The organism is Pseudomonas sp. BNK-7, from assembly GCF_048072025.1.
GTDB lineage: Bacteria > Pseudomonadota > Gammaproteobacteria > Pseudomonadales > Pseudomonadaceae > Aquipseudomonas > Aquipseudomonas danubii.
Genome location: NZ_CP182252.1, coordinates 3,018,765 through 3,042,463, shown reverse-complemented (window position 1 = coordinate 3,042,463; position 23,699 = coordinate 3,018,765). Strand labels below are relative to the sequence as shown.

Sequence of the window (23,699 nt, the reverse complement as noted above, 5' to 3'; positions counted from 1 at the left end):
AGTGGCTTTAATAACCCACGGTTATTTAAGGCATTGCTGGCCATTCGCGCCAGAAGCGCCGCTGTTGGCGCAGGCTTTCAGGCTGGCCGAAAGTCCCCAGCCGCAGCTTCAGTGCACCTTGCTCGGCACTGTCATGAATCACCATGCCCAATTGCCGGTAGCGCGCCACCACCTGGGGATGAGGATGGCCAAAGGCATTGCCCCGCCCCCGGGAAATCAGCACCGCCTTCGGCGCCAGCCGCCGGAGCAAGGCCATGGAGGATGAGGTACGGCTGCCATGATGGGGCGCCTGCAACCAGTGAATGCGAACCGCCAGCGGACTGTCGAGCAAGGCACGCTCAGCATGGACATCGATATCGCCGGTGAGCAGCAGGCGTTCGCCGCCGGCCTCGACCAGCAGCACACAGGAAGCCTGGTTGCCGTCTGCCGCCCCCGCCCACTGCCACAGCGTGAAGCGAGCGCCATTCCAGTGCCAGCTCAGCCCGCTATCACAGGGGGCCGACTGCAGGGCAGCCGGCAAGGCCTCAGGCTCGCCGCTGCGCACCTGGCTCACCGGTATCCCGCGCTGGACTGCCAGGGCGCCTCCGGCATGATCGTTATCGGCGTGGCTGAGCAGCATCAAGTCCAACCGTCGAATGCCAAGTTTATGCAGCGTCGGCAGCACCACTCGCTCCCCCAGGTCGAAATCCGCGACTCGCGCACCGGTGTCATACAACATCGCGTGATCACGGGTGCGCAGGATGAACGACAACCCCTGCCCCACATCCAGCTGCCAGATCTCCACCTCACCCTCGGGTACAGGGTCCTGTGGAGGCCAGACTGCCAACAGCAACAACGGCCAACCCAGCACCCGCAGTGGCACGCCCTTGGGCAACAGCAACAACAGCGCGCCCAAGCTGCTCAGGCCCCAAACCCAAAGGGGGATCAACGGCGCCACCCAGGCTGGCCAAAATCCGGCCATCGCCCCCAGTAAGCGGAACAGCCCATCCAGCAGGCCACCCGCCAGCCATAACAGGCCTTCGCCCACATATGGCACAGGCAACAACAGACAGCCCAGCAAGGCCGGGGGCAGGACCAGCAGACTGATCCAGGGCACCGCCAGCAGGTTGGCCAGCGGACCACTGAGACTGATGGGCAAGCCAAGGGCCAGCAAGGGGGGCAACAGGCCAATACCCATCAACCACTGGGCGCGGGTCCAACTCTGCCACCAACGCCAGGAACCCAGGCGCCCGGCAAAGGTGAAGATGAGCACCGCCACCGCGGCATAGGACAGCCAGAACCCTGGCTGCAAGCTGGCCAGGGGCTCGAACAACAGCACTGCATTCAACGCCAGCAACAAGGGCCACCAAGCCCGCAGGTGACGAAAGCGCCAGCGCCAGAGCAGCACCAGCGCAACCATCACGCAGGCCCTCTGCACCGGCACATCGAACCCTGCCAGCAGGCCGTAGCCCAGCGCCCCGACAAAGGCCAGGGCGCAGGCCCAAGGCAGCCAGGGCCAGCGCGCGGGCCAAAGCCCGTAACGAGCCAGCCCTGCCACTGCAAGGTAGATCACTGCGGCCAGCAGGCTGATGTGCTGTCCGGATATCACCATCAGGTGCACCGTGCCGGTGTCCTGCAACAGTTGCCAATCTTCCCGCGTCAGCCCCGAACCGTCGCCCATCACCAATGCCGCCAGGCCTGCGGCGCGGCCGTGGGCCTCGACCGCGAGTACACGCTGGCGCAGCCCATCACGCCAGGCGTGGCGTGCCGGCGCCAGCAGTTGCCCATCCTTAACTGTGCCGGTGGCCCCAATGCGCCGGGCCAGCAGCCAGGCTTCGTAATCGAAACCGTGAAGATTGAGCAGACCGGCAGGACGCCGCAGCTTGACCGCCAGGCGCCAGCGTTCGCCGCTATTGACAGGTGGCCCACCGTGCCAGGCCAGGCGAATTCGCCGCGGCAGGCGCTCTCGTCGGGACTGGGCATCCCTGAGCTCAAAGCGCACCACGCCCGCCCCCGGTTCCGGCAAGCCGACCACCCGCCCTTCCAGCCAGCGGGTTTGCCCATCCAGGAACTGGGGCAGGCGATCATCCAGCGCCCATTGCCCGGATGCACAGGCCCAGGCCAAACCGAACAAAAAAAATGCCACCGGATGTGTACGAAAAGGCAGCAACATCAGCCCCGCTATCGCCATCAGCAGCAACAACCAGCCGGGCGGCAGCACCGGCATGAAACCCAGCGCCAGCAGTCCTGCGGCCAGGGCCAGCATCCCTGTAACCATCCATCAGCCCATCCTTGGCAGTTCCTAGTCTTGGCTTAGCCGAGGATCGCAGGCGCGGCTTTATCATTTGTCACAATGTCTGAATTTGCGCTGGCTAGAATCCAGTCATAATCCTCGTCTGACCTGACCGAGAAGCCTTATGCCCCGGCACTTATTCAAACGTTACATGCCAGATCCGGTCAGCATCCGGGAACACAAGTCCTTACGCTTTCTTGGCACCCTGTTGCATGACGCCAACCTCTGGCACCTCAATCGGCACTCGGTGGCCCGAGCCATGGCTGTCGGCCTGTTCGCCGCCTTTATCCCGATCCCGATGCAGATGCTGCTGGCCGCGGTACTGGCCATCTGGCTGCGGAGCAACATGCCCATCAGCGTCAGCCTGGTCTGGCTGACCAACCCCATTACCATGCCGCCGGTGTTCTTCTGCACCTATCAACTGGGCGCCTGGCTGATGAATGTGCCGACGCGCACCTTGCCCGACGAACTGACCTGGGAATGGATCAGCAGCCAGCTCAGTACCCTGTGGCAACCCTTCCTTCTCGGCTCGGTGGTGGCCGGATTGGTGCTGGGAGCCCTGGCCTATTGCCTGACCATGCTCTACTGGCGCTGGTGGGTCGGCCGCCAATGGCACAGACGCAAGCAACAGCGGCGATGACAAACGAAAACGGCCTCCCAAAGGAGGCCGTTTTCAGTACACCATCACGGCGTTTACTGACGCATGCCGCGGCCACTGACCAGCAGTCGGGCACAACCGATATAAAGCACCACGGTGGCCACCAGCATGAAGGTGATGGCCACACTGATCTTGATGTCCGAAACCCCGAGAATGCCGAAACGGAAGGCGTTGACCATGTGCAGCACCGGGTTGGCCAGGGACACGGTCTGCCAGAACGGCGGCAGCAGATTGATCGAGTAGAACACTCCGCCCAGGTAGGTCAGGGGCGTCAGCACGAAGGTCGGGATAATCGAGATATCGTCGAAGTTGCGCGCAAACACCGCGTTGATAAAGCCCAACAGCGAGAAGATGGTTGCCGTCAGCACCACCACCAGCACGGTCACACCCAAGTGATGCACCTGCAGCTTGGTGAAGAACAACGACAACAGGGTCACGATGATTCCCACCATCAAGCCCCGCAGGACCCCACCCAGGGTGTAGCCGATGAGAATGGTGTGGGGCGATACCGGCGACACCATCAATTCCTCGATGGAGCGCTGGAACTTGCTGCCGAAGAAGCTCGACACCACGTTGCCGTAGGAGTTGGTGATCACCGACATCATGATCAGCCCCGGCACGATGTACTCCATGTAGGTGAAACCACCCATATCACCGATCTGCCGACCAATCAGATTACCGAAGATGACGAAGTACAGAACCATGGTAATGGCCGGCGGCAGCAGGGTCTGTGGCCAGATCCGGGTAAAGCGTCGGACCTCGCGATAGACAATGGTGTTGAGCGCCACCAGATTGGGTTTCAACTCAGAACTCATACCGCCACCTTCGACAGATTCTTCTCCACCAAGGACACGAACAACTCCTCAAGTCGGTTGGTTTTGTTACGCAGGCTCAAGACCTCGATGTTCTGCAGGGCCAGTTGACCGAACAGCGCCGTAATCCCCACAGCCTTGTCCACCTGGACTTCCAGGGTGTGGCTGTCCACCAGCCGGGTCGGGTAGCCCGCCAGCTGCGGCGCCACACTGAGATCGTGCTTGAGATCGAGAAGGAAGGTTTCCACATGCAACTGGCCCAGCAACTGCCGCATGCTGGTGTTCTCGACGATGGTGCCGTGGTCGATGATGCCGATGTTGCGGCACAGCTGCTCAGCCTCTTCCAGGTAATGGGTGGTGAGGATGATGGTGATGCCTTTCTGATTGAGCTCGGTGAGGAAGCTCCACATCGAACGGCGCAGCTCGATATCGACCCCGGCAGTGGGTTCGTCGAGGATCAGCAGGCGCGGCTCATGCACCAGCGCACGAGCGATCATCAGGCGGCGCTTCATGCCACCGGACAGGGAACGCGAAGGCACATCGCGCTTGTCCCAGAGGCCGAGCTGGGTCAGGTACTGCTCGGCCCGCTCCTTGGCGATCTTCGCCGGAATGCCGTAATAGCCGGCCTGAGTGACGACGATGTCGAAGGTCTTCTCGAACTGGTTGAAGTTGAACTCCTGCGGCACCACGCCGATGCAGCGCTTGAGCGCCGCAGGCTCACGATCCAAATCGTGACCGAAGACATTCACGGTGCCGCTGGTCTTGTTCACCAGGGTCGAAAGAATGCCGATGGTGGTGGATTTACCGGCCCCGTTAGGACCAAGCAGGGCGAAAAAGTCACCTTCGGCGACATCCAGATCGATACCACTCAGGGCCTGGAAACCGTTGCCGTAGGTTTTGGTTAGCTGCCGGATGGACAGAGCGGAACTCATATCGGATTCATGCACCAAGAAGAGGGAATTGTATAAGTGAGGGCAGCCTGGCTGGATTGCAACGACGCCAGGCGCTCGCCATGTTGCGGGTCGAGGCCACGCAAGTACAGTCACGCGTATCGATAGTGGGTATTAAGTCAACGCGGTCATCACCGCCTGACGATAAGCCGGACGCTGCTTCAAGCGCTGGTACCAGGCCTCAAGATGAGGCATCGAAGGCCGCTCGATGGGCATCTCGAACCAGGCATAGATGAAGCTGCCCAGCGGGATATCGCCCACGCCGATTTCTTCTCCCGACAGAAAGGGCTGCCCAGCCAACGCCTGATCGACCCGGGCCAGCAACTCGGCGCAAGTGGCCTTGGCGGCATTGATCTGTTGCCAGTCCTGCTGCGCCGCGGGAGTACGCAACACGCCCCAGAACAACTGCCGGAACGGTTCGGCGAAGGTCGAGGTGGTCCAGTCCATCCACTTCTCGGCACTGGCCCGGACCTGCACATCGGCCGGATACCAGTGGCTATTGGCGGCATGCCGGGCCGCCAGGTAACGCACGATGCTGTTGGACTCCCAGAGCACGAAGCCATCGTCTTCAATCATTGGGATGCGCCCATTGGGGTTCAGCGCCCGATACTCCGGGGTGTCCACTACGCCGAAGGCACCGCCGGCATCCAGGGACTCATAGGCCAGCGCCAATTCTTCAGCACACCACAACGCCTTCCTGACATTCGAAGAGTTCTTGCGACCCCAGATCTTCAGCATGACCATCCCTCAGTAATGAATGCCGGGGCAGTCTACGCCTGATCAGCCGCGACTCAAATCGCCGTGCATGCCCCCCAGCAACCCTGGGCTCTGCTCACTGAACAGATGGGGATAGCACTTTTCCAGGTGGCCAAAGAACAGGCTCTGCGGCACATCGGCGAAGCGCCCATGGTCCACCAGGTACTCCATAGATTGGTCACCCTGGCGGTTGAAGGGGTGGAAAACACTGTCCTGCACACCGTCAAAATCCAGCGGCGCCACGTCGAACAACTCGCACAGACTCTGATTGAACGCCGGCGTCGCCTTGACCCAGCGTCCGTGCAGGTACAACTCGGTGTAGCCGTGCATGGCGAACACATCGCTGCGCAGCAACTCCAGCAGACGGGGCGTCGACAGATGATTGCGCACATCCGCCAGACCGATACGCGCCGCAATCCCGCAATGCCTTGCGCAGCCGGCGAGCAAAGTGGCCTTGGGCACGCAATAGCTTTCGCCGCTGGCCAGGGCATGGCTGCCTCGCAAGGTCTCGGGATCGCGACTGAAGGAATAGAAGTTGTAGCGCACGGCCTCACGCACGGCGTAGTACAGACTCACCGCCTGCTGTCGCGGATCACCACTGGCACCGCGATGAGATTCGGCGAACTCCACCACTGCAGGGTGGTCACTATCGATGAAGCGGCTGGGACGCAGGTACTCGTGCATGGGCAAAACCTCCGAGCGAAGCCTGGAGTCTATCGAGGCGTGCGCCCCAGCGATAACGACGTTTCGGCCAAAGGTCAGGGTCGGCTCGATCCAATCGGACCGGGTTTGCCAGCCTTGGCTCGACGGCAAAGCCTAGCGCTGTACTCGCACCGCACCGATCACCCGCTTTGTCGGAGGCCGACTAAGCTCTGAAGGTGATTTGGCCCCTGGTTTCATGGAGGATTGAATATGCTGTTGTTGTGGATACTGGTTCTGCTGGTTGGAGTGGCCTACCTGGCGCACCGCCGCACTGCCCCTCTGCCCGCCCTGGGTGCAGTGGCCGTTTTCCTGCTGGCCATGGGCGCCTTCAGCCGAGCACCCGGCTGGTTGTTGCTGGTTTTCTGGGTAGTGCTGGCGGCCGTCGCCGCGCCTTTGCTGCTACCGGACCTGCGACGCAAGTACTTCAGCGCACCGCTGTTCGCCTGGTTCCAGAAGGTCCTGCCGCCGATGTCGCAGACCGAGCGCGACGCCATCGACGCCGGCACCGTGTGGTGGGACGGCGAGCTGTTCAGCGGCCGCCCGGACTGGAACACCTTGCTGGCCTACCCCAAGGCCCAGTTGACCGATGAAGAACAAGCCTTTATCGACGGCCCCACCGAAGAACTCTGCGCCATGGTCAGTGACTGGCAGATTGGCCAGCACATGGACCTGCCGCCCGCGGCCTGGACCCATATCAAGGAACATGGCTTCTTTGCCCTGATCATTCCCAAGGAGTACGGCGGCAAGGGTTTTTCCGCCTACGCCCACTCTCAGGTAGCGATGAAGCTGGCGACCCGCAGCGGCGACCTGGCCTCCACGGTCATGGTCCCCAACTCCCTGGGCCCGGCGGAACTGCTGCTGCATTACGGCACCGAAGAACAACGCAACCACTACCTGCCGCGCCTGGCTCGTGGTGACGACATCCCCTGCTTCGCCCTCACCGGCCCATTGGCAGGCTCCGACGCAGGAGCCATGCCCGACACTGGCATCATCTGCAAGGGCCAATGGCAAGGCGAGGAAACCCTCGGCCTGCGCCTGAACTGGGAAAAGCGCTACATCACCCTGGGCCCGGTGGCCACCCTGCTGGGGCTGGCCTTCAAGGCCCACGACCCGGATCACCTGCTGGGGGACGAGGAAGACCTGGGCATCAGCCTGGCGCTGATCCCCACCGATACCCCGGGGGTCGAGATCGGCCGCCGCCACCTGCCCCTGGGCGCGGCCTTCATGAACGGCCCCAATTCCGGCAAGGACGTGTTCATTCCCCTGGACTACTTGATCGGCGGCCGGGAAATGCTCGGCAAAGGCTGGATGATGCTGATGAACTGCCTGTCGGTGGGACGCTCGATCTCCCTGCCGGCGGTGGGCACCGGCGCCGCCAAGTTCACCAGCCTGGTGACGGGCCAGTACGCCCAGGTACGGGAGCAGTTCAATGTGCCCCTCAGCGCCTTCGAGGGGATTCAGGAGGCCCTGGCCCGCCTCGGCGGCAATGCCTGGCTGATGGACAGCGCGCGCATGCTGACCGCCAACGCCGTGGACCTGGGAGAGAAACCCTCGGTGCTGTCGGCCATTCTCAAGTACCACCTCACTGAGCGCGGACGCGAGTGCATCAGCCACGCCATGGACGTGCACGGTGGCAAGGGCATCATCATGGGGCCCAACAACTACCTGGGCCGCAGTTGGCAGGGCGCGCCGATCTTCATCACCGTGGAAGGCGCCAATATCCTCTCGCGCAACCTGATGATCTTTGGCCAGGGGGCCATCCGCTGCCATCCGTTCGTGCTCAAGGAAATGGCCCTGGCCGGACGCGAGGACCATGACCAGGCCCTGCAGGAATTCGACGCCCTGCTGCTGCAGCACATTGGTTTTGCCGTGAGCAACGCCGCCAGCACCCTGGTGCTGAACCTGGGCCTGGGCCACTTCGAACAAAACCCGGGAGACAAGCTCAGCCAAGGCTACTTCCGCGCCCTGAACCGCCAGGCTGCGGCCTTCGCCCTGCTGGCCGACGTGTCCATGATGCTCCTGGGGGGCGAGCTCAAGCGCCGCGAGCGCCTGTCGGCGCGCCTGGGCGACGTGCTCAGCCACCTGTACCTGGCCTCGGCGGCGCTCAAGCGCTATCACGATCTGGATTCACCGGAGTACTTGCGGCCCCTGCTGGCCTGGGCCCTGGAAGAAAGCCTTGGCCACTCCGAACGCGCCCTGGACGAGTTGCTCAGCAACTTCCCCAGCCGAGTGTTCGGCTGCCTGCTACGGGTATTGGTGTTCCCCTTCGGCCGTCGCCATACCGGGCCGTCGGACCGCCTGGATGCCGAAGTGGCGGCGATCATTGGCCGCGCCCAAGGCGACCCGGCCCTGGAAGCGGTGCTCGCCGGCTGCTATCGCCCGCAATCGACGGACGATCCGGTAGGCGCCCTGCAGCACGCCTGCGACCTGCTGAGCGCGACCCGTCCGCTGCAGAAAAAACTCCACGAAGCGCTGAAAAGCGGCCAGGTCAAACCGGCGGCGGGCGAGTCGCCCATCGATGCGGCCCTGGACGCCGGCGTGCTGCAAGCGGCCGAAGCCCAGAGCCTGCGAGACGCCGAAGCGGCGCGACGCAAAGTCATCGACGTGGATGATTTCGCCAAGGAGGAACTGACCTTGAGCGAGGGCAAGACCCGCTAAACGGGCCCCTGGGGACAGGTCGATTATGAAACCGGGCGCGAGGGCTATATACTCCCGCGCCCGTTTTGCTCTTGAGGACCCTGTCATGTCCAACGTCGTCGCCGATCATCTCGTCCTCCTGGACCACCTGCGCAGCATCCTGGTGGCGGTGGGAGAAGCCGAACAGGTTCCCGAAGAAAGCCATGCGCTGTTCCTGGAGCGCTTCGATGAACTGCGCGCCTCGCTGCCGATCGACCCGATCGAAAGCCAGTACCTGGGCCAGGACCTGCTGTGCCAGATCATGCAGCGCTATCCGCAGATCGCTCATCTGGTGCCGCGCGACCTGCTGTGGTTCTTCGCCGGTGACTGCCTGCACTACATGCCCGATGAAGAAATCGACCTGTACCAGGCCCTGGAAGAACGCCGTTTCGAAGCCGAGCAGAACGACGAGCCCTTCGACTGGAACCAGGAAAAACAGCTGCTGGCGCTCTCCGCCCAGGACAGCAAGCACTGATTGCCGCGCCTCGCGCAACCAAGGCCCGCCCGGCTTTTCCGGCGGGCCTTTTTTTATGCCCGCCTTATCGCGTCGTCCTCGTAGGAGCCGGCTTGCCGGCGAAGAGGCCCTTGGGTTTTTGCATCGCCCTCAAAGGCATCTTCGCTGGCAAGCCGACAGTTTCTACAAGATGCGTTCGGCTTTGCCGGGGCGGTTCAAGGTCGGCTCCCGAGCCAGGCACTCCACCAGATAGTCGATGAAGACCCGCAGCTTGGGCGGCAGGTAGCGGGTTGGCGAATGCAGGAGCCAGGCACCGCCGTGATAGGACGCAAGAAAGGTCCACTCCGGCAACACCTGGACAATCAGCCCCTGCTCCAGAGCATGACGCGCGGTGAAATACGGCAGGCTGCCAATGCCCAGATGCTGCAGCACCGCATCCAGGCGCACACCCGTGTGGTTGGCGGCATAACGCCCGCGCACACCAACAGTCACCGCCTTGCCGCCTTGGGTGAACTTCCACCGCGCATCGCTGGGGGTTTCCCCGAGATAGATGCAACTGTGCTGGCGCAGGTCCTGAGGATGCTGCGGCGTACCCTGCTGCGCCAGATACTGCGGGGTGGCACACAGCAGGTGATCAATGCGCAACAACTGACGACCAATCAAACCTGGCGGCGGGCGATCGGTGATGCGAATCGCCAGGTCGACATTGTCTTCAATCAGGTCGATATCCCTGTCTTCATGCAGCAGTTCGACATCCACCTTCGGGTAGCGCCGAAGAAACTCCGGCATATGGGGATGCACCACGAAGCGCCCCACTGCCTTGGGCACACTGACCCGCACCACGCCCTCGGCCTCGTGGGTGAACTGTCCGCTGATCTCCATGACCGAACGGGCCGCACTGACCATCTCGCTGCAGCGCTTGAAAACCTCTTCGCCGCCGTCGCTCAAGCGCAACTTGCGGGTGGTGCGTTGCAGCAGGCGCGTGGCCAGGGCCTTCTCCAGCCGCGAGATGCTGCGGCTCACCGCTGACGGCGAGGAACCCAGCTGACGCGCCGCTTCGGAAAAGCTGCCGGTTTCAACGACCCTGACGAAGATGGCCATTTCTGCCAGCAAAGGCAGGGGGAGATTTATGCTCATGACGCAATAGTCCATTGAGTTTTGAACGGATTATCACGCAATTACCCAAGCCTCATAATAAAAAAACACTTGGTTCCAGGGTTTGAGAAATGACGCTTCGCCTGTACTACGAACACGACCTGCTGACTGCCCCAGTAGAACTGCTGACCTGCGTGCCCCGGGACGATCTGTTCGCCGCGACCTTGCACGCCACACCCTTTCATCCCCAGGGTGGCGGCCAACCCAGCGACACCGGTTGGATTGGCGAGGCCCGCGTGCTGCGAGTCACCCAGGAAGGCGAGCAGATCGTGCATTACCTGACCCAGCCGCTGACGCCGGGAAGCCATGAAGCTCGCGTCGATGAAGAGCAGCGCCTGTTCAACAGCCGCATGCACTCCGCCGGACACTTGATTGGCCACTTCGTACAGAGCCTGGGCTGGATACCGATCAAGGCTCATCACTGGCCGAACGAGGGACGGGTGTCGTTCAAGCCCGGCGAACAGCCTCAGGCAATCGACTGCGCCCGAGTGCAGAACGCCCTCGCACGATGGATCAGCGAGGATTTTCCAAGGCATATTTCCCTGGCCGCCGGATCGCGCCAGATCAGCTTCGGCCAGTTGCCCGCCTACGGTTGCGGCGGCACTCACGTCCGGCACCTGCAACAGCTGGGACGGGTGATCATCGACTCGGTCGCGGAGAAGAAAGGCACCCTTTCAGTCAGCTACAGCCTCGGCTGAGCCACCCACGCTTTACCCACCTTCCTGCCTTGCGGAGTCCGCATGCTGTCCAATTATCTTGGGGAATTTCTTGCCCTGGCCGTCGTTCACTTTCTTGCCGTGGTCGCCCCGGGCCCGGACTTTGCCGTCACCATTCGCCAGAGCGTGCGCTTTGGCCGAATGACCGGTGTCTGTACCGCCCTGGGAATCGGCGCCGGCATTTCGGTGCATGTGCTCTACACCCTGCTGGGGGTCGGCGCACTGATGCACGCTACGCCCTGGCTGCTGAGCGCCGCCAAGCTGCTGGGCGCGGCCTACATTCTGTACCTGGGCGTCAGCCTGTTGCGCAGCAAGGCCAAGACCAGCATCCCAGGCGACACCGCGCCGGATGAGCCGCAGCAGACGTTGCTGCGAGCCTTTATCACCGGTTTCCTGACCAACGCCACCAACCCCAAGGCGACCCTGTTTTTCCTGGCGATCTTCACCACCCTGGTCAGCGCCACCACGCCGTTGAGCATTCAGGCGCTGTATGGCGCCTGGATGTGCCTGGTGAACGCCCTGTGGTTCGTCATCGTCGCGCTGTTCTTTTCCAGCACCCGGGTCCGCCTGCTGTTCATGCGCCTGGGGCACTGGTTCGAGCGCTGTATGGGGCTGATCCTGCTGCTGTTCGCCGGACGCCTGCTGCTGTCGCTGTAAGCGACCCACGACAAAGGCCCGCACAGTCGTCTGACTGGCGGGCCTTTTTTTGTCCACGGCTGGACGAAGCGTTGAATCGCAGACAAACAAAAACGCCGCTCAGTGAGCGGCGTTTTTGTGAAATTGGAGCGGGAAACGAGACTCGAACTCGCGACCCCGACCTTGGCAAGGTCGTGCTCTACCAACTGAGCTATTCCCGCAAATGGCGTCCCCTAGGGGACTCGAACCCCTGTTACCGCCGTGAAAGGGCGGTGTCCTAGGCCACTAGACGAAGGGGACACGCTACCCGGAACACATGGTGTGTGTTTCGGTGTCCAGATCCTCATCCGAAGAATTCGGTTCTGGTTTCACTCGACCCCGCCCTAAAGCAGTGCCGTTTAAAATTGGAGCGGGAAACGAGACTCGAACTCGCGACCCCGACCTTGGCAAGGTCGTGCTCTACCAACTGAGCTATTCCCGCAAATGGCGTCCCCTAGGGGACTCGAACCCCTGTTACCGCCGTGAAAGGGCGGTGTCCTAGGCCACTAGACGAAGGGGACACGCTACCCGGAACACATGGTGTGTGTTTCGGTGTCCAGATCCTCATCCGAAGACTTGGTTCTGGTTTCACTCGACCCCGCCCGAAAGCAGTGCCGTTTAAAATTGGAGCGGGAAACGAGACTCGAACTCGCGACCCCGACCTTGGCAAGGTCGTGCTCTACCAACTGAGCTATTCCCGCATTGGCGTCCCCTAGGGGACTCGAACCCCTGTTACCGCCGTGAAAGGGCGGTGTCCTAGGCCACTAGACGAAGGGGACACGCTACAACATTCACTACCTTCAACGTTTCGCGCTTTGCTTTCCGTTGAAAGTGGCGCGCATTCTATGGATGCTTTGGGAGGCCGTCAACCCCCAGATATAATTTTATTTAAATCAATGACTTCGGAGTGGTTTTAGGCTCACTTCGAGCTTTTCTGCCGTCCGCGCTTTGACGCCTATATTCTGGCACTCGACAAGACGCTATAGTCCCCCGCAGCCGGTGATGGCAATTTGAACCTGGGGCTCACCCTGGTGGTTCTATACCTATATAAGCAGCACAACTCATGCCCGGCTCGTCGAGCGGCGCTATGCGTCTAAATGCCAAGCCACTACACTCGCACGCGAATCCTATAACGAGGTTTTAACGGTGACACCACTCATGATCACCCTGCTGGTAATAGCCGGGATCGCACTATTGATCGCCATTGGCTACATGAACCATGTGGTGGAAAACAACAAACTGGAAAAGGCCCGCACCAAAGTCGAACTCAATGATCGCCTGCGTCGCTGCGGCGAGATCACCGAAACCTTCCCCGGCCAGTTCATGACACCGGCCCTCAAGCTGCTGCTGACACGACTGGAACTCAACGTTGTGCAGCGCATGCTCAACCTCGACAAGACAGACACCGCCCTCAAGGCACGTCAGGCCGAGCTCAATACCTTGATCGGTCAGGGCGAATCGATTCCGGTGAATAATCCACCGTCGCCGATCCAGACCGAAGCCAAGGCCAAGGATGTTCGCTTCCTGCTGGAGGCCATGCACGGCCAGGTCACCCGTGCCGCCCACGATGGCTTCCTGCAACCCAATGAAGCCAAGCGCTGGATCAAGGAGATCCGCCATATCCTGGTGCTGCTGCATATCGAGTTCTTCAACAACCTGGGGCAATACGCCCTGCAACAGAACCAGCCGGGCCAGGCCCGCCTGGCCTTCGAGCGCGGCGTGCAATACCTGCGCAAGCAACCGGACCCGGCGGTCTACAAGGAACAGCTGGAATACCTGGACAAACTCCTGGCCCGTGCCAACGCCATGGTGCTATCGACCCTGGAGCCCGCGCCAGACGAGGACAACGAGCTGACCCAAGGCCTGAAGACCGTGGAAGCCGACGCCGACTGGAAGAAGAAAGCCATCTACGACTGATATGAAAAACCCCTGCCTGGTGCATCCAGCGCCAGGCAGGGGTTCGATGCAACAGCGCCCTCTTCGCCGCTACAAGCGGAAATGCCCCACCATCCCCTTCAACTCCACACCCAACTGCGCCAGCTCGATGCTCGACGCAGCATTGCCTTGCATGGCCAGGGAAGACTGATCGGCACTGGCACGAATGCTGGTGACACTGCGATTGATCTCTTCAGCCACCGAACTCTGCTGTTCGGCGGCAGCGGCAATCTGCTGGTTCATCTGCTGAATCAACGACACCGCCGCGGCAATACTGCCCAGGGCACTTTCAGTCTGCAGGGCATCGCTGACCGCCAGCTTCACCAGCTCGCCGCTGCTCTGGATCTGCTGCACGGAAGAATCGGCAGCCGCATGCAATGCCGTCACCAGACGCGCGATCTCCTCGGTGGACTGCTGGGTACGTTTGGCCAAGGCCCGCACTTCATCGGCCACCACCGCAAAGCCCCTGCCCTGCTCCCCCGCCCTTGCCGCCTCGATGGCGGCATTGAGGGCCAGCAGGTTGGTCTGCTCGGCAACGCTCTTGATGACATCCAGCACGCTGCCGATGTTGTCGATCTCTGCGCTCAGGCTCTCGATGCCGCTGCTGGCCCGGGTCGCGGAATCCGCCAACTGCTCGATGCGCTGCATGCTCTGGCGCACGACCTGCTGGCCACTCTCCACCTTGTCATCCGCCGCCTGGGCGGCCTGGGCCGCTTGCTCGGCATTGCGCGCCACATCGTGCACCGTGGCGGTCATCTGATTCATGGCGGTGGCCACCTGCTCGGTTTCTTCCTTCTGGGTACTGACTTCAAGGTTGGTCTGCTCGGTCACCGAGGACAGTGACTGCGCCGAACTGGCCAGTTGTTCGATCCCGGCCTGCAGGCCACTGACGATACCGCTCAGGCCACTGCCCATCTGCTGCATCGCCTGCATCAACTGGCCGATCTCGTCACGCCGGGTGACCACCACCGTGGCACTCAGGTCCCCCGCCGCGATCTGCTGGGCCACATGCATCACACTGCGTAGCGGACGAACGATCAGGCGAGTGATGCTCAAGGCCGCCAGCAGCCCCACCAGCAATGCCAAGGCCGAGGAGCCGATGATCAGCAGGGTGTTTTTCTCCAGTTCCCCCTGCATCGACAGATCTTCAGCGGCATAAGCCTGGTCGACCCGTGCCATCACCTGGGCGGCGCGCTCATGCAACGTCTGATAGACCTGTTGCTCCCGAGCCAACAGGCCGGTGTATTCGTTGAGTTTTTCGCTGAAGTTGCCGATGTGCCCAGCGACCTCGTTGAGCACCGTCTGGTAGCCCGCATCCTTGACTGCGCTCTTCAACTGCTCGGCTTGAGCCAGGGCCTGCTCGGCCTGCTCGATATTGCCCTGCTCGGCACTGCCTTGCTCATCCCCCTTGCGATTCTGGTCCAGGCGCACCCGAGCTTCGTTCATGGCTTGCAGCATCAGGCGCGAAACCTGGCTGATCTGATTGGCCTGTTCGATGAACTCCGCGCCCTCCTTGCCCAGGGAATCCTTGAGCGTATAGGCGCCGTCATCCGCCAGACCGGCCTGCAGCACATCAAGGTTGTTGGCCACACTGGACACCGACCAACTGGCCATTTCCAGGGCCAGGTCCTTGGCCTGGGTCAGCTCGACGAATTCATCGAAGGCCTTGCGGTAGTCCGCCAGCGCCAGTTCGACCTCCCCCATCACTGACTGGTTGGCGGTCGACTGCCCCTTGAGCTGCTGGGCCAGGAGCAACAATGCATCCAGGCTTTCATGCAGGCTGTCCACCGTCTTGCTGTCGCCGTGCAAGGCATAGTCCTGCTCCAGCAATCGCACCTTGAGCACGCCACTGTTGAGCTGGGACATCTGCTTGAGGCCATCGAAACGCTGGCTGACGGTTTGCAGGGACCAAACACCGATGCCGGCCACCAGGGCCGTCAAGAGCAACACCAGGGCAAAACCGATACCCAGTTTCTTTGCCATGCCCAGGTTGGCAAAACGTCCACTCGCGGCCGAAGTCATGGTGCGCAGTCCCCTTACTATCCCCAATGGCAATAAGGCCATTTTGTCTTTGCGAAGGGTCGCAACGGCGTGCACCGGCGCACAAGTCTCTGACGTCGGAATAATGGCAAAAAGCTACGCCGAGGTCGTTTTCAGGACACTGGAGGTCGATTCCATCGGGCCCCGGCGGGCTGTCGCACCAAGGCCCGAGCCTGCATTCAGATGGCCGTGGCGCCGCCGTCGACAGTCAAGGCGTGTCCAGTGGTGAAAGCGGCACCATCACTGCACAGATAGAGCACCGCACTGGCAATCTCCTCGACTTTGCCGATACGCCCCACCGGGTGCATCGCCGCGGCAAATTCGGCCTTCTTCGGGTCAGCCTCATAGGCCCGGCGGAACATGTCGGTGTCGATCACTGCCGGGCAGACGGCATTCACCCGAATCTTCTTTTTGGCGTACTCGATGGCCGCTGACTTGGTCAGGCCGATCACGGCATGCTTGGACGCCGCATAGATGCTCATCTTCGGAGCGGCGCCCAGGCCAGCCACCGAAGCGGTGTTGACGATCGCGCCGCCGCCCTGGGCAAGCAGCAGCGGCAGCTGGTATTTCATGCACAACCAGACCCCTTTGACGTTGACCCCCATGATGGCGTCGAACTCATCCAGGGAGCCTTCCGCCAAGCGCCCCTTCTCGATCTCGATCCCGGCATTGTTGAAGGCATAGTCCAGACGGCCATAAGCCTCGATTGTCCGGGCCATGAGGTTCTGCACATCCGCCTCCCGGGTGACGTTGCAAGACACGAACAGCGCCTCGCCTCCAGCCGCCTGGATAAGCGCCACCGTCTCTTCGCCTCCGAGCACATCCAGATCCGCCACCACCACTTTCAAACCTTCTGCGGCGAATGCCTGGGCAGTCGCCCGGCCGATACCGTTGGCCGCGCCGGTCACCAGGGCCACCTGGCCGGAAAACGTCATGCTCATTGCAAAGATCCTCGATCAAGTACGGGTCAGCTACCCAATCCAATCTAGCCACAGCCGGCCATGGTCGCGTCAGCACTATCAAAAGGCCGGTTGAGGTCTTATGCCTGCTGGTGATGAACGCCCCCCTCTCTACATCACTACACTGGATTGGCTCCCATTCGCTGGACTGGCAAACCTTGCGACAACGTCCTTGAGGGTCTATCAACTAGAGCTTCATTCACCCCTTGAGTGCCTGTCATGACCACCCTGACCAATCGCCAGTTCCTGCTCGCCAAACGTCCCGTCGGGGCAGCCACCCGCGAGACCTTTACCTACCTGCAGGTCGCCGTCGGCGAACCGGCAGCGGGGCAGATTCTGGTGAAGAACCAATACCTGTCCCTGGACCCGGCGATGCGCGGCTGGATGAATGAAGGCAAGTCCTATATCCCGCCGGTGGCGATTGGCGAGGTCATGCGCGCCCTTGGGGTGGGCCAGGTGATTGCCTCGAACAACCCGGGATTCGCAGTCGGCGATTACGTCAATGGTGCCCTGGGTGTGCAGGACTATTTCCTGGGCGAGCCCCGGGGCTTCTACAAGGTCGACCCCAAGCTGGCCCCTCTGCCGCGCTACCTTTCAGCCCTGGGCATGACCGGTATGACGGCCTATTTCGCCCTGCTGGATGTCGGCGCGCCCAAGGCCGGTGACACCGTGGTGCTGTCCGGTGCGGCAGGCGCGGTGGGCAGCATCGCCGGGCAGATCGCCAAGATCAAAGGCTGCCGGGTGGTGGGCATCGCCGGCGGCCAGGACAAGTGCAAATTCCTCATCGACGAACTGGGTTTTGACGGCGCCATCGACTACAAGAGCGAAGACGTGCACGCCGGGCTCAAGCGTGAGTGCCCCAAAGGCGTCGATGTGTATTTCGACAACGTTGGCGGCGACATTCTCGATGCCGTGCTCAGCCGCCTGAACCTCAAGGCCCGGGTGGTGATCTGTGGCGCCATCAGCCAGTACAACAACAAGGAAGCGGTCAAGGGACCGGCCAACTACCTGTCGCTGCTGGTCAACCGTGCGCGCATGGAGGGGTTCGTGGTGATGGACTACGCCTCGCAGTTCGCCGCCGCCGGACAGGAAATGGCCGGCTGGATGGCCAAGGGGCAACTCAAGAGCAAGGAGGATATTGTCGAAGGCCTGGAGACCTTTCCGGAAACGCTGACCAAGCTGTTCAGCGGTGAGAACTTCGGCAAGCTGGTACTGAAGGTCTGACCTGCAGGAGCCGGCAAGCCGGCTCCTGCAAGAGGAGGCGTGTTACAGGGCCAGTTCGGCCACTACGTCGGCCAGGGCCTTGGCCGGATCGGCCGCCTGGCTGATGGGACGACCAATCACCAGGTAATCGGAGCCTGCGTCCAGAGCCTGACGCGGGGTCAGAATCCGCCGCTGGTCGTCCTGGGCGCTGCCCGCCGGACGAATACCCGGGGTCACCAGTTGCAGGGTCGGATGGGCGCTCTTCAGTGCCTGGGCTTCCAGGGCCGAGCACACCAGGCCGTCCATGCCGGCCTTCTGTGCCAGGGCGGCCAGGCGCAGGACCTGTTCCTGGGGCTCGATGTCCAGGCCGATACCGGCCAGGTCTTCACGCTCCATGCTGGTGAGCACGGTGACGCCGATCAACAGCGGTTTGGGACCTGTGCGCTGATCCAGCACCTCGCGGCAGGCAGCCATCATGCGCAGGCCGCCGGAGCAATGCACGTTGACCATCCACACGCCCATTTCCGCAGCAGCCTTGACCGCCATGGCGGTGGTGTTGGGAATGTCGTGGAACTTCAGGTCCAGGAACACTTCGAAACCCTTGTCACGCAAGGTCCCGACAATCTCGGCGGCACAGCTGGTGAACAGTTCCTTGCCGACTTTGACCCGGCACAGTTTCGGGTCCAGTTGATCGGCCAGTTTCAGTGCGGCGTCACGGGTGGGGAAATCCAGGGCGACGATGATAGGAGTCTGGCAGGCGGACATGAAGGGGCTCTCAGGCAAGTCGAAATCGGCGCGGATTGTAGCGCAAGCCGCGGCGGTCCGGGACCCGATGAAAGGTAAAACATCCTCAACGGTGGTCGCGAATGCCGATCCGGCCGACAAATCCCTCGGGAGGCGCGGACTTTGTATCAAGCCGGATACACTGACGACACGTCAGCAACAACCCCCGACGCTACCCTCCCCAGCCGCAATACCCTCGAACAGCACTTCCAGCCCCCGGGCCGGACGCCTATGCTGAAGCCACAACCCCGCCGTCACCTTCTAGTGGCGGCAAGCCTACCTGGCAGATGAACGCCCCATGCACAACACTCCAGCCCCTCTCAACGACTCCAAAGCAGCAGTCAATGCCGATGACAAGCGCTGGAACACCCGGGCCCTGATCGTCGACGACGACGTACCGATCCGCGAACTGCTGATCGACTACCTGGCGCGCTTCAACATCCATGCCAGTGGCGTCACCGACGGAACAGCAATGCGCCAGGCCCTGCTGGCCGAACACTTTGACGTGGTGGTACTGGATCTGATGCTGCCCGGGGAGGACGGCCTGTCCCTGTGCCGCTGGCTGCGCACCGAATCGGATATTCCGATCCTCATGCTCACCGCCCGCTGCGAACCCACCGACCGCATCATCGGCCTGGAACTGGGGGCCGACGACTACATGGCCAAGCCCTTCGAACCCCGAGAGCTGGTGGCGCGAATCCAGACCATCCTGCGTCGGGTCCGTGATGATCGCAGCGAACAGCGAGCCAATATCCGCTTCGACAGCTGGCGCCTGAACAGCGTCCTGCGCCAGCTGATCTCGGCCGATGGGCTGGTGGTGCCGCTGTCCAATGCCGAGTTCCGCCTGCTGTGGGTATTCATCGAGCGCCCGCGCCGGGTGTTGAGCCGCGAACAACTGCTGGACGCCGCCCGCGGACGCTCCATCGAAGCCTTTGATCGCAGCATCGACCTGCTCGTCTCGCGTCTGCGGCAGAAGCTCGGGGATGATCCGAAATCGCCGCAGTTGATCAAGACCGTGCGCGGAGAGGGCTACCTGTTCGACGCCCGAGATATCGGCTGATGCGTGGGCGTTTCGATACGCTGTTCGGCCGCCTGTTCGGCGTCCTGCTGATCGCGATCGTACTCGCCCACCTGCTGGCGTTCTTCTGGTTTCACCATTACGGGCCGCCGCCCCCACCGCCGCCGCCCCCTGAGTCGGCGACGCTCGGCAATGGCCAGCCTCCAGCTCAGCCGCAGCATTTCCCGAGACGCCCGCCACGGCCCTGGTTCGGTGGCCCGCTGGTGCCCCTGACTTTCCAGTTCATTTCCTTGATCATCGCCGCCTGGTACGGCGCCAAGCTGCTATCGCGCCCCATCCAGCGCCTCAGCGATGCCGCGGAACGCCTGAGTGAAAACCTCGACAGCCCGCCCCTGGAAGAAGTCGGCCCCCGGGAAGCGCGACAAGCGGCCAGCGCCTTCAACCAGATGCAAAAACGCATACAGGAACAGGTTCAGCAACGGGGGCGCATGCTCGGCGCCGTGTCCCATGACCTGCGCACGCCACTGTCACGCCTCAAGCTGCGCCTGGAACAGATCGAGGACAGCAAGCTGCAAGGGCAAATGCGCCAGGACCTGGACGACATGATCAAGATGCTCGATGCCACCCTCAGCTATCTGCATGAACAGCGCACCAGCGAGGCGGCGCAATGGATGGATGTGCAGGCACTGGTGGAGTCGCTGTGCGAGAACGCCCAGGACCAGGGCGCCGACGTCCAGGCCCAAGGCCATTGCGCGCCCCTGCTGGTACAGCCGATGGCCCTGCAGTCCTGCCTCAACAACCTGCTGGACAACGCCTTGCGCTATGCCGGGCAGGCCACCCTGACCCTGGAAGACAACCGTGAGCAGTTGCTGATCCGGGTCATCGATCACGGGCCGGGGATTGCCGCCGACAAGCGTGAGGCCGTGTTCGAGCCCTTCTTCCGCCTCGAAGGCTCGCGCAACCGCAACTCCGGCGGCGTGGGCCTGGGCATGACCATTGCCCGCGAGGCGGCGGAGCGCATGGGGGGACAATTGCTGCTGGACGAAACCCCGGGCGGCGGCCTGACTGCAGTATTGCACCTGCCCCGCCCCTGAGCGCCTTGTGTAGCGACGGGTACAAAACTCAAGTACGCAGGACAGCGACGCCCAAACCCAGCAGGCCAACATCGCCAAAGCCCTGGGCAAGATGATCGCCAACCTCAGCAAGCAGTATCAGTTGACCCCCGACAGCAGCGTCAACGTCGCCGTCTGTTGGCCCCTTGCCGCTCCCTCGGGGAGCGGCAATCCGCACGTCAGCGCGGTTCCTGGGCCCGGGCCTGGCTGGCACTCCAGTCCAGCAGCAGGCTGTAGGCCACCGCCAGCAGGGTCGGCCCGATAAACAGGCCGATAAAGCCAAAGGCAATCAGGCCGCCGAACACGCCCAGCAGCACGATCACCAGGGGCAGATTGCCACCGCGACTGATCAGATACGGCTTGAGCACGTTGTCGACGCCGCTGATGATGAAGGTGCCCCAGATTCCCAGGAACACCGCCATGCCGTATTCGCCCTTCCAGGCCAGCCAGGCCGTAGCCGGAATCCATACCAGGGGCGGCCCCATGGGAATCAGGCTGAGCAGGAAGGTGACGATACCCAGCACCAGCGCCCCGGGAACGCCGGCAATCAGGAAGCCGATCAGCGCCAGCACGCCTTGGGCCGCGGCAGTGCCTATGACTCCGTTGACCACCCGCTGCACAGTGCCGGCCACCAGTTCGATGTAATACCCGGCCCGGTCGCCGATCAGGCGCTCCAGCAGCTTGTGCACGAACAGCGCCAGGCGCGGACCGTCGCGGTAGAAGAAAAACACGAAGACAATACTCAGGGTCAGCTCAAGAATGCCCCCGCCAATCTGCGCACTGCGGGCCAGCAACCAGTTGCCCACCTGCCCCAGGTACGGCTTGACCGCCAGCATCAGGGCCGCGCCCTGCTGGTCGATGCTGTCCCACAATGCCACCAAGCGCTCTCCGACCAATGGCAAGCCACCGAGCCAGGCGGGAGCCTCGGGCAGCCCGTCCACCTGCACGTCCTTGATAAAGGCCGTGGCATCGCGCACATGATCCGCCAGGTTGAGGCCCAGCCAGACCAGGGGCGCCGCCACCAGGACCATCCAACCCAGGGTCAGCAACGCTGCGGCCAGGGATTCGCGGCCATTGAGCCAACGGGTCAGCAATCGCATCAGAGGCCAGCTGGCAAAGGCCAGCACCGCGCCCCAGAACAGCGCCGACCAGAAAGGCGCCATCACCCAGAAGCTGGCACCGAACAACACCAGGAGCAGGATCTGCACCAGCAGGCGATCGTTATTGGGCATGAAATGTCTCGCGCAAGAAGAGTCAGAGAAGAGTAGGCGAACCCGCGAATGCGGGCCGCCTGAAACAGCTTAACGCAGCCGCTCGACGTGCAAGCCGCTCACTTCGGTGTTGCCGGTCTCCATGCGCGTGGCCAACACGCCCTGGCTGATCAGGGCCTGGCGCCAGGCTTCAGCCTGCTTGCCGGACAGGCTGATCCGCATCGTGGTGTCCAGATTCAAGCCCCGAGAGAGCAGATTGAGCCAGACGGGCTGGGGGTCCGTCAGTTTTGGCAGATCCAGTTTTCCCGTGTCCTTCAGTTGCCGTAGCAAGGTCGCCGAGGTGGGCAGCAGGTCGCCCAGAGGCGCTGCAGCATCAAACTGTTCCACATGGAGGTAGGCCCGGCGATTACCCCGGGTGATGCTATACAAGGCCACCAGGGTGTTCTCCTGGGGCTCCGCCAGGCGCAACAGCAGATAGGCCTGCTGCTCATCGGCGCCGTACAGCTTGGCGTTGCCGAACACTTGATTGGCCCACAGGCTGCTCTCGCCGCAATCCCTGGCCTGGCACCAGAACAACAGCTCGGCCCCCTGCTTCTGCAGGGCCTCCCGGGCCAGGGTGAAGGCCTCGTTGGAGGTGCGCTCGGCGGGTAATTGGTAGGTAATGGCGGTGAGTTTGCCCCTGGCATTGACCTGTCCGTCAAAACGCAGCTGGCCGCTGATCCTGCGGACCGACCCCAAGGGGTAGACGCGCTCCTGCTCCACTTCGGGGCGGTAGTCGACGATTTGTGCGTCGGTCAGACGGGGAACCAAAGGCAGGTCATGACTGCCCGGCAGATCGGCGGCAAGCGCCAGCGAGCTTAACAAGGCCAAGCTCAAAGCACTGATTGAACGCATGAACACTCTCATCGGATAAGCATGGCCTGGGCGCCTTTGACGACGCTGGCGTCATCATTGCGCTGCGGAACCTGCAAGCCGCGCTGGACCGCAGGCCGGGCCTCCAGGGCCGCCATCCAGCGCTGCAGGGCCGGCAATCCCTGTACCGAGACACCGGACCATTCATGACCGCGCACCCAGGGGAAGGTGGCGATGTCGGCAATGCTGTAGTCCCCGGCCAGGTATTCGACCTGCTGCAGACGAGTATCGAGCACCTCGTACAGGCGCCGGGTTTCATGCTGGTAGCGGTCGATGGCGCCCTGGAGCTTTTCCGGGAAATAACGGAAGAATACGTTGGCCTGGCCCTGCATGGGCCCCACCCCGCCCATCTGGAACATCAGCCATTGCATGACGATGGAGCGGCCCTTGGGGTCGGCGGGCAGCAACTGGCCACTGCGCTCGGCCAGGTACACCAGGATCGCGCCGGATTCGAACACGGGGAAATCACCATTGTCGCGGTCGACGATGGCCGGAATACGTCCATTGGGATTGATCTTCAGAAACGCTGGCGCCTTTTGCTCCCGCTTGTCGAAACTCAGGGCGTGCACGGTATAGGGCAGGCCGAGCTCTTCGAGCAGGATGGAAACCTTGTGGCCATTGGGGGTCGCAGCGGTGTACAGATCTATCATGGTTGTCTCCCATTTCAACCCGCCCAGCCTCGACAGTTGACCCCGTCAAG

21 protein-coding genes, 6 tRNA genes and 1 pseudogene are annotated in these 23,699 nt (G+C 62.4%); 9 read left to right on the top strand and 19 right to left on the bottom strand.

Going from position 1 to position 23,699, the window contains the following annotated elements:
- Positions 1-25: 25 nt before the first annotated feature.
- Entirely contained in the window at positions 26-2,257 is a 2,232-nt protein-coding gene (locus ACMGF8_RS14200; protein ID WP_416759974.1) for a DNA internalization-related competence protein ComEC/Rec2, read from the bottom strand.
- 139 nt (positions 2,258-2,396) lie between these two features.
- Here ACMGF8_RS14200 and ACMGF8_RS14195 point away from each other — a divergent pair, with 139 nt between their 5' ends.
- Positions 2,397-2,912 (top strand): DUF2062 domain-containing protein, encoded by a 516-nt coding sequence (locus tag ACMGF8_RS14195; protein ID WP_102863929.1) that lies wholly within the window; start codon positions 2,397-2,399, stop codon positions 2,910-2,912.
- 53 nt (positions 2,913-2,965) lie between these two features.
- Here the strand turns inward: ACMGF8_RS14195 and ACMGF8_RS14190 are convergent, their stop codons facing one another.
- The 4 genes from ACMGF8_RS14190 to ACMGF8_RS14175 form a co-directional block, all read right to left on the bottom strand.
- Positions 2,966-3,745 (bottom strand): ABC transporter permease, encoded by a 780-nt coding sequence (locus ACMGF8_RS14190; RefSeq protein ID WP_102863930.1) that lies wholly within the window; start codon positions 3,743-3,745, stop codon positions 2,966-2,968.
- Positions 3,742-4,674, bottom strand: a complete 933-nt coding sequence (locus ACMGF8_RS14185) for an ABC transporter ATP-binding protein (RefSeq protein WP_102863931.1) — start codon at positions 4,672-4,674, stop codon at positions 3,742-3,744. Before ACMGF8_RS14185 ends, ACMGF8_RS14190 begins: the two co-directional genes overlap by 4 nt.
- A gap of 132 nt (positions 4,675-4,806) precedes the next feature.
- Positions 4,807-5,430 (bottom strand): glutathione S-transferase, encoded by a 624-nt coding sequence (locus ACMGF8_RS14180; protein ID WP_416759971.1) that lies wholly within the window; start codon positions 5,428-5,430, stop codon positions 4,807-4,809.
- Positions 5,431-5,472: 42 nt separating this feature from the next.
- Positions 5,473-6,132, bottom strand: a complete 660-nt coding sequence (locus ACMGF8_RS14175; protein WP_250329322.1) for a transglutaminase-like domain-containing protein — start codon at positions 6,130-6,132, stop codon at positions 5,473-5,475.
- Positions 6,133-6,360: 228 nt separating this feature from the next.
- Between ACMGF8_RS14175 and ACMGF8_RS14170 the strand changes: the two genes are divergently transcribed.
- Together ACMGF8_RS14170 and ACMGF8_RS14165 are read left to right on the top strand one after the other, a co-directional pair.
- A complete protein-coding gene (locus ACMGF8_RS14170) occupies positions 6,361-8,808 on the top strand; it encodes an acyl-CoA dehydrogenase (protein ID WP_115581891.1) in 2,448 nt (815 codons plus the stop codon).
- 85 nt (positions 8,809-8,893) lie between these two features.
- Positions 8,894-9,301 (top strand): PA2817 family protein, encoded by a 408-nt coding sequence (locus tag ACMGF8_RS14165; protein ID WP_016968255.1) that lies wholly within the window; start codon positions 8,894-8,896, stop codon positions 9,299-9,301.
- A gap of 162 nt (positions 9,302-9,463) precedes the next feature.
- Here the strand turns inward: ACMGF8_RS14165 and ACMGF8_RS14160 are convergent, their stop codons facing one another.
- Entirely contained in the window at positions 9,464-10,417 is a 954-nt protein-coding gene (locus ACMGF8_RS14160) for a LysR family transcriptional regulator (RefSeq protein ID WP_102863935.1), read from the bottom strand.
- A gap of 89 nt (positions 10,418-10,506) precedes the next feature.
- On the opposite strand from ACMGF8_RS14160, the gene ACMGF8_RS14155 reads away from it, so the two are divergent.
- Both ACMGF8_RS14155 and ACMGF8_RS14150 read left to right on the top strand, forming a co-directional pair.
- Positions 10,507-11,133 (top strand): alanyl-tRNA editing protein, encoded by a 627-nt coding sequence (locus ACMGF8_RS14155; protein WP_115581890.1) that lies wholly within the window; start codon positions 10,507-10,509, stop codon positions 11,131-11,133.
- 42 nt (positions 11,134-11,175) lie between these two features.
- Complete coding sequence (locus ACMGF8_RS14150; RefSeq protein ID WP_102863937.1) at positions 11,176-11,808, top strand: LysE family translocator; 633 nt, start codon at positions 11,176-11,178, stop codon at positions 11,806-11,808.
- 124 nt (positions 11,809-11,932) lie between these two features.
- Here ACMGF8_RS14150 and ACMGF8_RS14145 read toward each other — a convergent pair.
- From ACMGF8_RS14145 to ACMGF8_RS14120, 6 genes are all read right to left on the bottom strand, one after another.
- Positions 11,933-12,008: transfer RNA gene (locus tag ACMGF8_RS14145), tRNA-Gly, on the bottom strand.
- 3 nt (positions 12,009-12,011) lie between these two features.
- Positions 12,012-12,087 (bottom strand) — tRNA-Glu (locus tag ACMGF8_RS14140).
- Positions 12,088-12,192: 105 nt separating this feature from the next.
- Positions 12,193-12,268, bottom strand: a tRNA-Gly gene (locus tag ACMGF8_RS14135).
- A 3-nt stretch (positions 12,269-12,271) separates the two neighbouring features.
- Positions 12,272-12,347 (bottom strand) — tRNA-Glu (locus ACMGF8_RS14130).
- A 104-nt stretch (positions 12,348-12,451) separates the two neighbouring features.
- Positions 12,452-12,527: transfer RNA gene (locus ACMGF8_RS14125), tRNA-Gly, on the bottom strand.
- A 2-nt stretch (positions 12,528-12,529) separates the two neighbouring features.
- Positions 12,530-12,605: transfer RNA gene (locus ACMGF8_RS14120), tRNA-Glu, on the bottom strand.
- Positions 12,606-12,984: 379 nt separating this feature from the next.
- Here ACMGF8_RS14120 and ACMGF8_RS14115 point away from each other — a divergent pair.
- Positions 12,985-13,743: a hypothetical protein gene (locus ACMGF8_RS14115; protein WP_180988587.1), complete on the top strand. Its 759-nt coding sequence runs from the start codon at positions 12,985-12,987 to the stop codon at positions 13,741-13,743.
- Between the two features lie 69 nt (positions 13,744-13,812).
- On the opposite strand, the gene ACMGF8_RS14110 is transcribed toward ACMGF8_RS14115, so the two are convergent.
- The 3 genes and pseudogenes from ACMGF8_RS14110 to ACMGF8_RS14100 form a co-directional block, all read right to left on the bottom strand.
- Positions 13,813-14,676 carry a methyl-accepting chemotaxis protein gene (locus tag ACMGF8_RS14110; protein WP_371826160.1) on the bottom strand — a complete coding sequence of 288 codons (864 nt, stop codon included), beginning with the start codon at positions 14,674-14,676 and terminating at the stop codon, positions 13,813-13,815.
- Positions 14,674-14,898 (bottom strand): annotated as a pseudogene (locus ACMGF8_RS14105) (HAMP domain-containing protein); the annotation flags it as partial. The gene ACMGF8_RS14110 and the pseudogene ACMGF8_RS14105, both read right to left, overlap by 3 nt.
- Positions 14,899-15,980: 1,082 nt before the next feature.
- Complete coding sequence (locus ACMGF8_RS14100) at positions 15,981-16,742, bottom strand: SDR family oxidoreductase (protein WP_102863940.1); 762 nt, start codon at positions 16,740-16,742, stop codon at positions 15,981-15,983.
- Positions 16,743-16,979: 237 nt separating this feature from the next.
- On the opposite strand from ACMGF8_RS14100, the gene ACMGF8_RS14095 reads away from it, so the two are divergent.
- Positions 16,980-17,984 carry an NADP-dependent oxidoreductase gene (locus ACMGF8_RS14095; RefSeq protein WP_416759967.1) on the top strand — a complete coding sequence of 335 codons (1,005 nt, stop codon included), beginning with the start codon at positions 16,980-16,982 and terminating at the stop codon, positions 17,982-17,984.
- A gap of 42 nt (positions 17,985-18,026) precedes the next feature.
- Here the strand turns inward: ACMGF8_RS14095 and pyrF are convergent, their stop codons facing one another.
- Positions 18,027-18,728: an orotidine-5'-phosphate decarboxylase gene (gene pyrF, locus ACMGF8_RS14090; protein WP_162884117.1), complete on the bottom strand. Its 702-nt coding sequence runs from the start codon at positions 18,726-18,728 to the stop codon at positions 18,027-18,029.
- A 316-nt stretch (positions 18,729-19,044) separates the two neighbouring features.
- Between pyrF and ACMGF8_RS14085 the strand changes: the two genes are divergently transcribed.
- Together ACMGF8_RS14085 and ACMGF8_RS14080 are read left to right on the top strand one after the other, a co-directional pair.
- Positions 19,045-19,806, top strand: a complete 762-nt coding sequence (locus ACMGF8_RS14085; RefSeq protein ID WP_102863942.1) for a response regulator — start codon at positions 19,045-19,047, stop codon at positions 19,804-19,806.
- Positions 19,806-20,858, top strand: coding sequence for a sensor histidine kinase (locus ACMGF8_RS14080; RefSeq protein WP_102863943.1), 1,053 nt, complete (start codon positions 19,806-19,808; stop codon positions 20,856-20,858). The genes ACMGF8_RS14085 and ACMGF8_RS14080 overlap by 1 nt, the downstream gene beginning before the upstream one ends.
- 197 nt (positions 20,859-21,055) lie before the next feature.
- Here the strand turns inward: ACMGF8_RS14080 and ACMGF8_RS14075 are convergent, their stop codons facing one another.
- The 3 genes from ACMGF8_RS14075 to ACMGF8_RS14065 all read right to left on the bottom strand — a co-directional run bounded on the left by ACMGF8_RS14075 (position 21,056) and on the right by ACMGF8_RS14065 (position 23,649).
- Positions 21,056-22,108: an AI-2E family transporter gene (locus ACMGF8_RS14075; RefSeq protein WP_102863944.1), complete on the bottom strand. Its 1,053-nt coding sequence runs from the start codon at positions 22,106-22,108 to the stop codon at positions 21,056-21,058.
- Positions 22,109-22,177: 69 nt separating this feature from the next.
- The gene (locus ACMGF8_RS14070; protein ID WP_180988588.1) at positions 22,178-22,981 is read right to left on the bottom strand and encodes a DUF4892 domain-containing protein; all 804 of its coding nucleotides are present in this window, start codon (positions 22,979-22,981) and stop codon (positions 22,178-22,180) included.
- 8 nt (positions 22,982-22,989) lie between these two features.
- Positions 22,990-23,649: a glutathione S-transferase family protein gene (locus ACMGF8_RS14065; RefSeq protein ID WP_102878906.1), complete on the bottom strand. Its 660-nt coding sequence runs from the start codon at positions 23,647-23,649 to the stop codon at positions 22,990-22,992.
- Between the last annotated feature and the right edge of the window lie 50 nt (positions 23,650-23,699).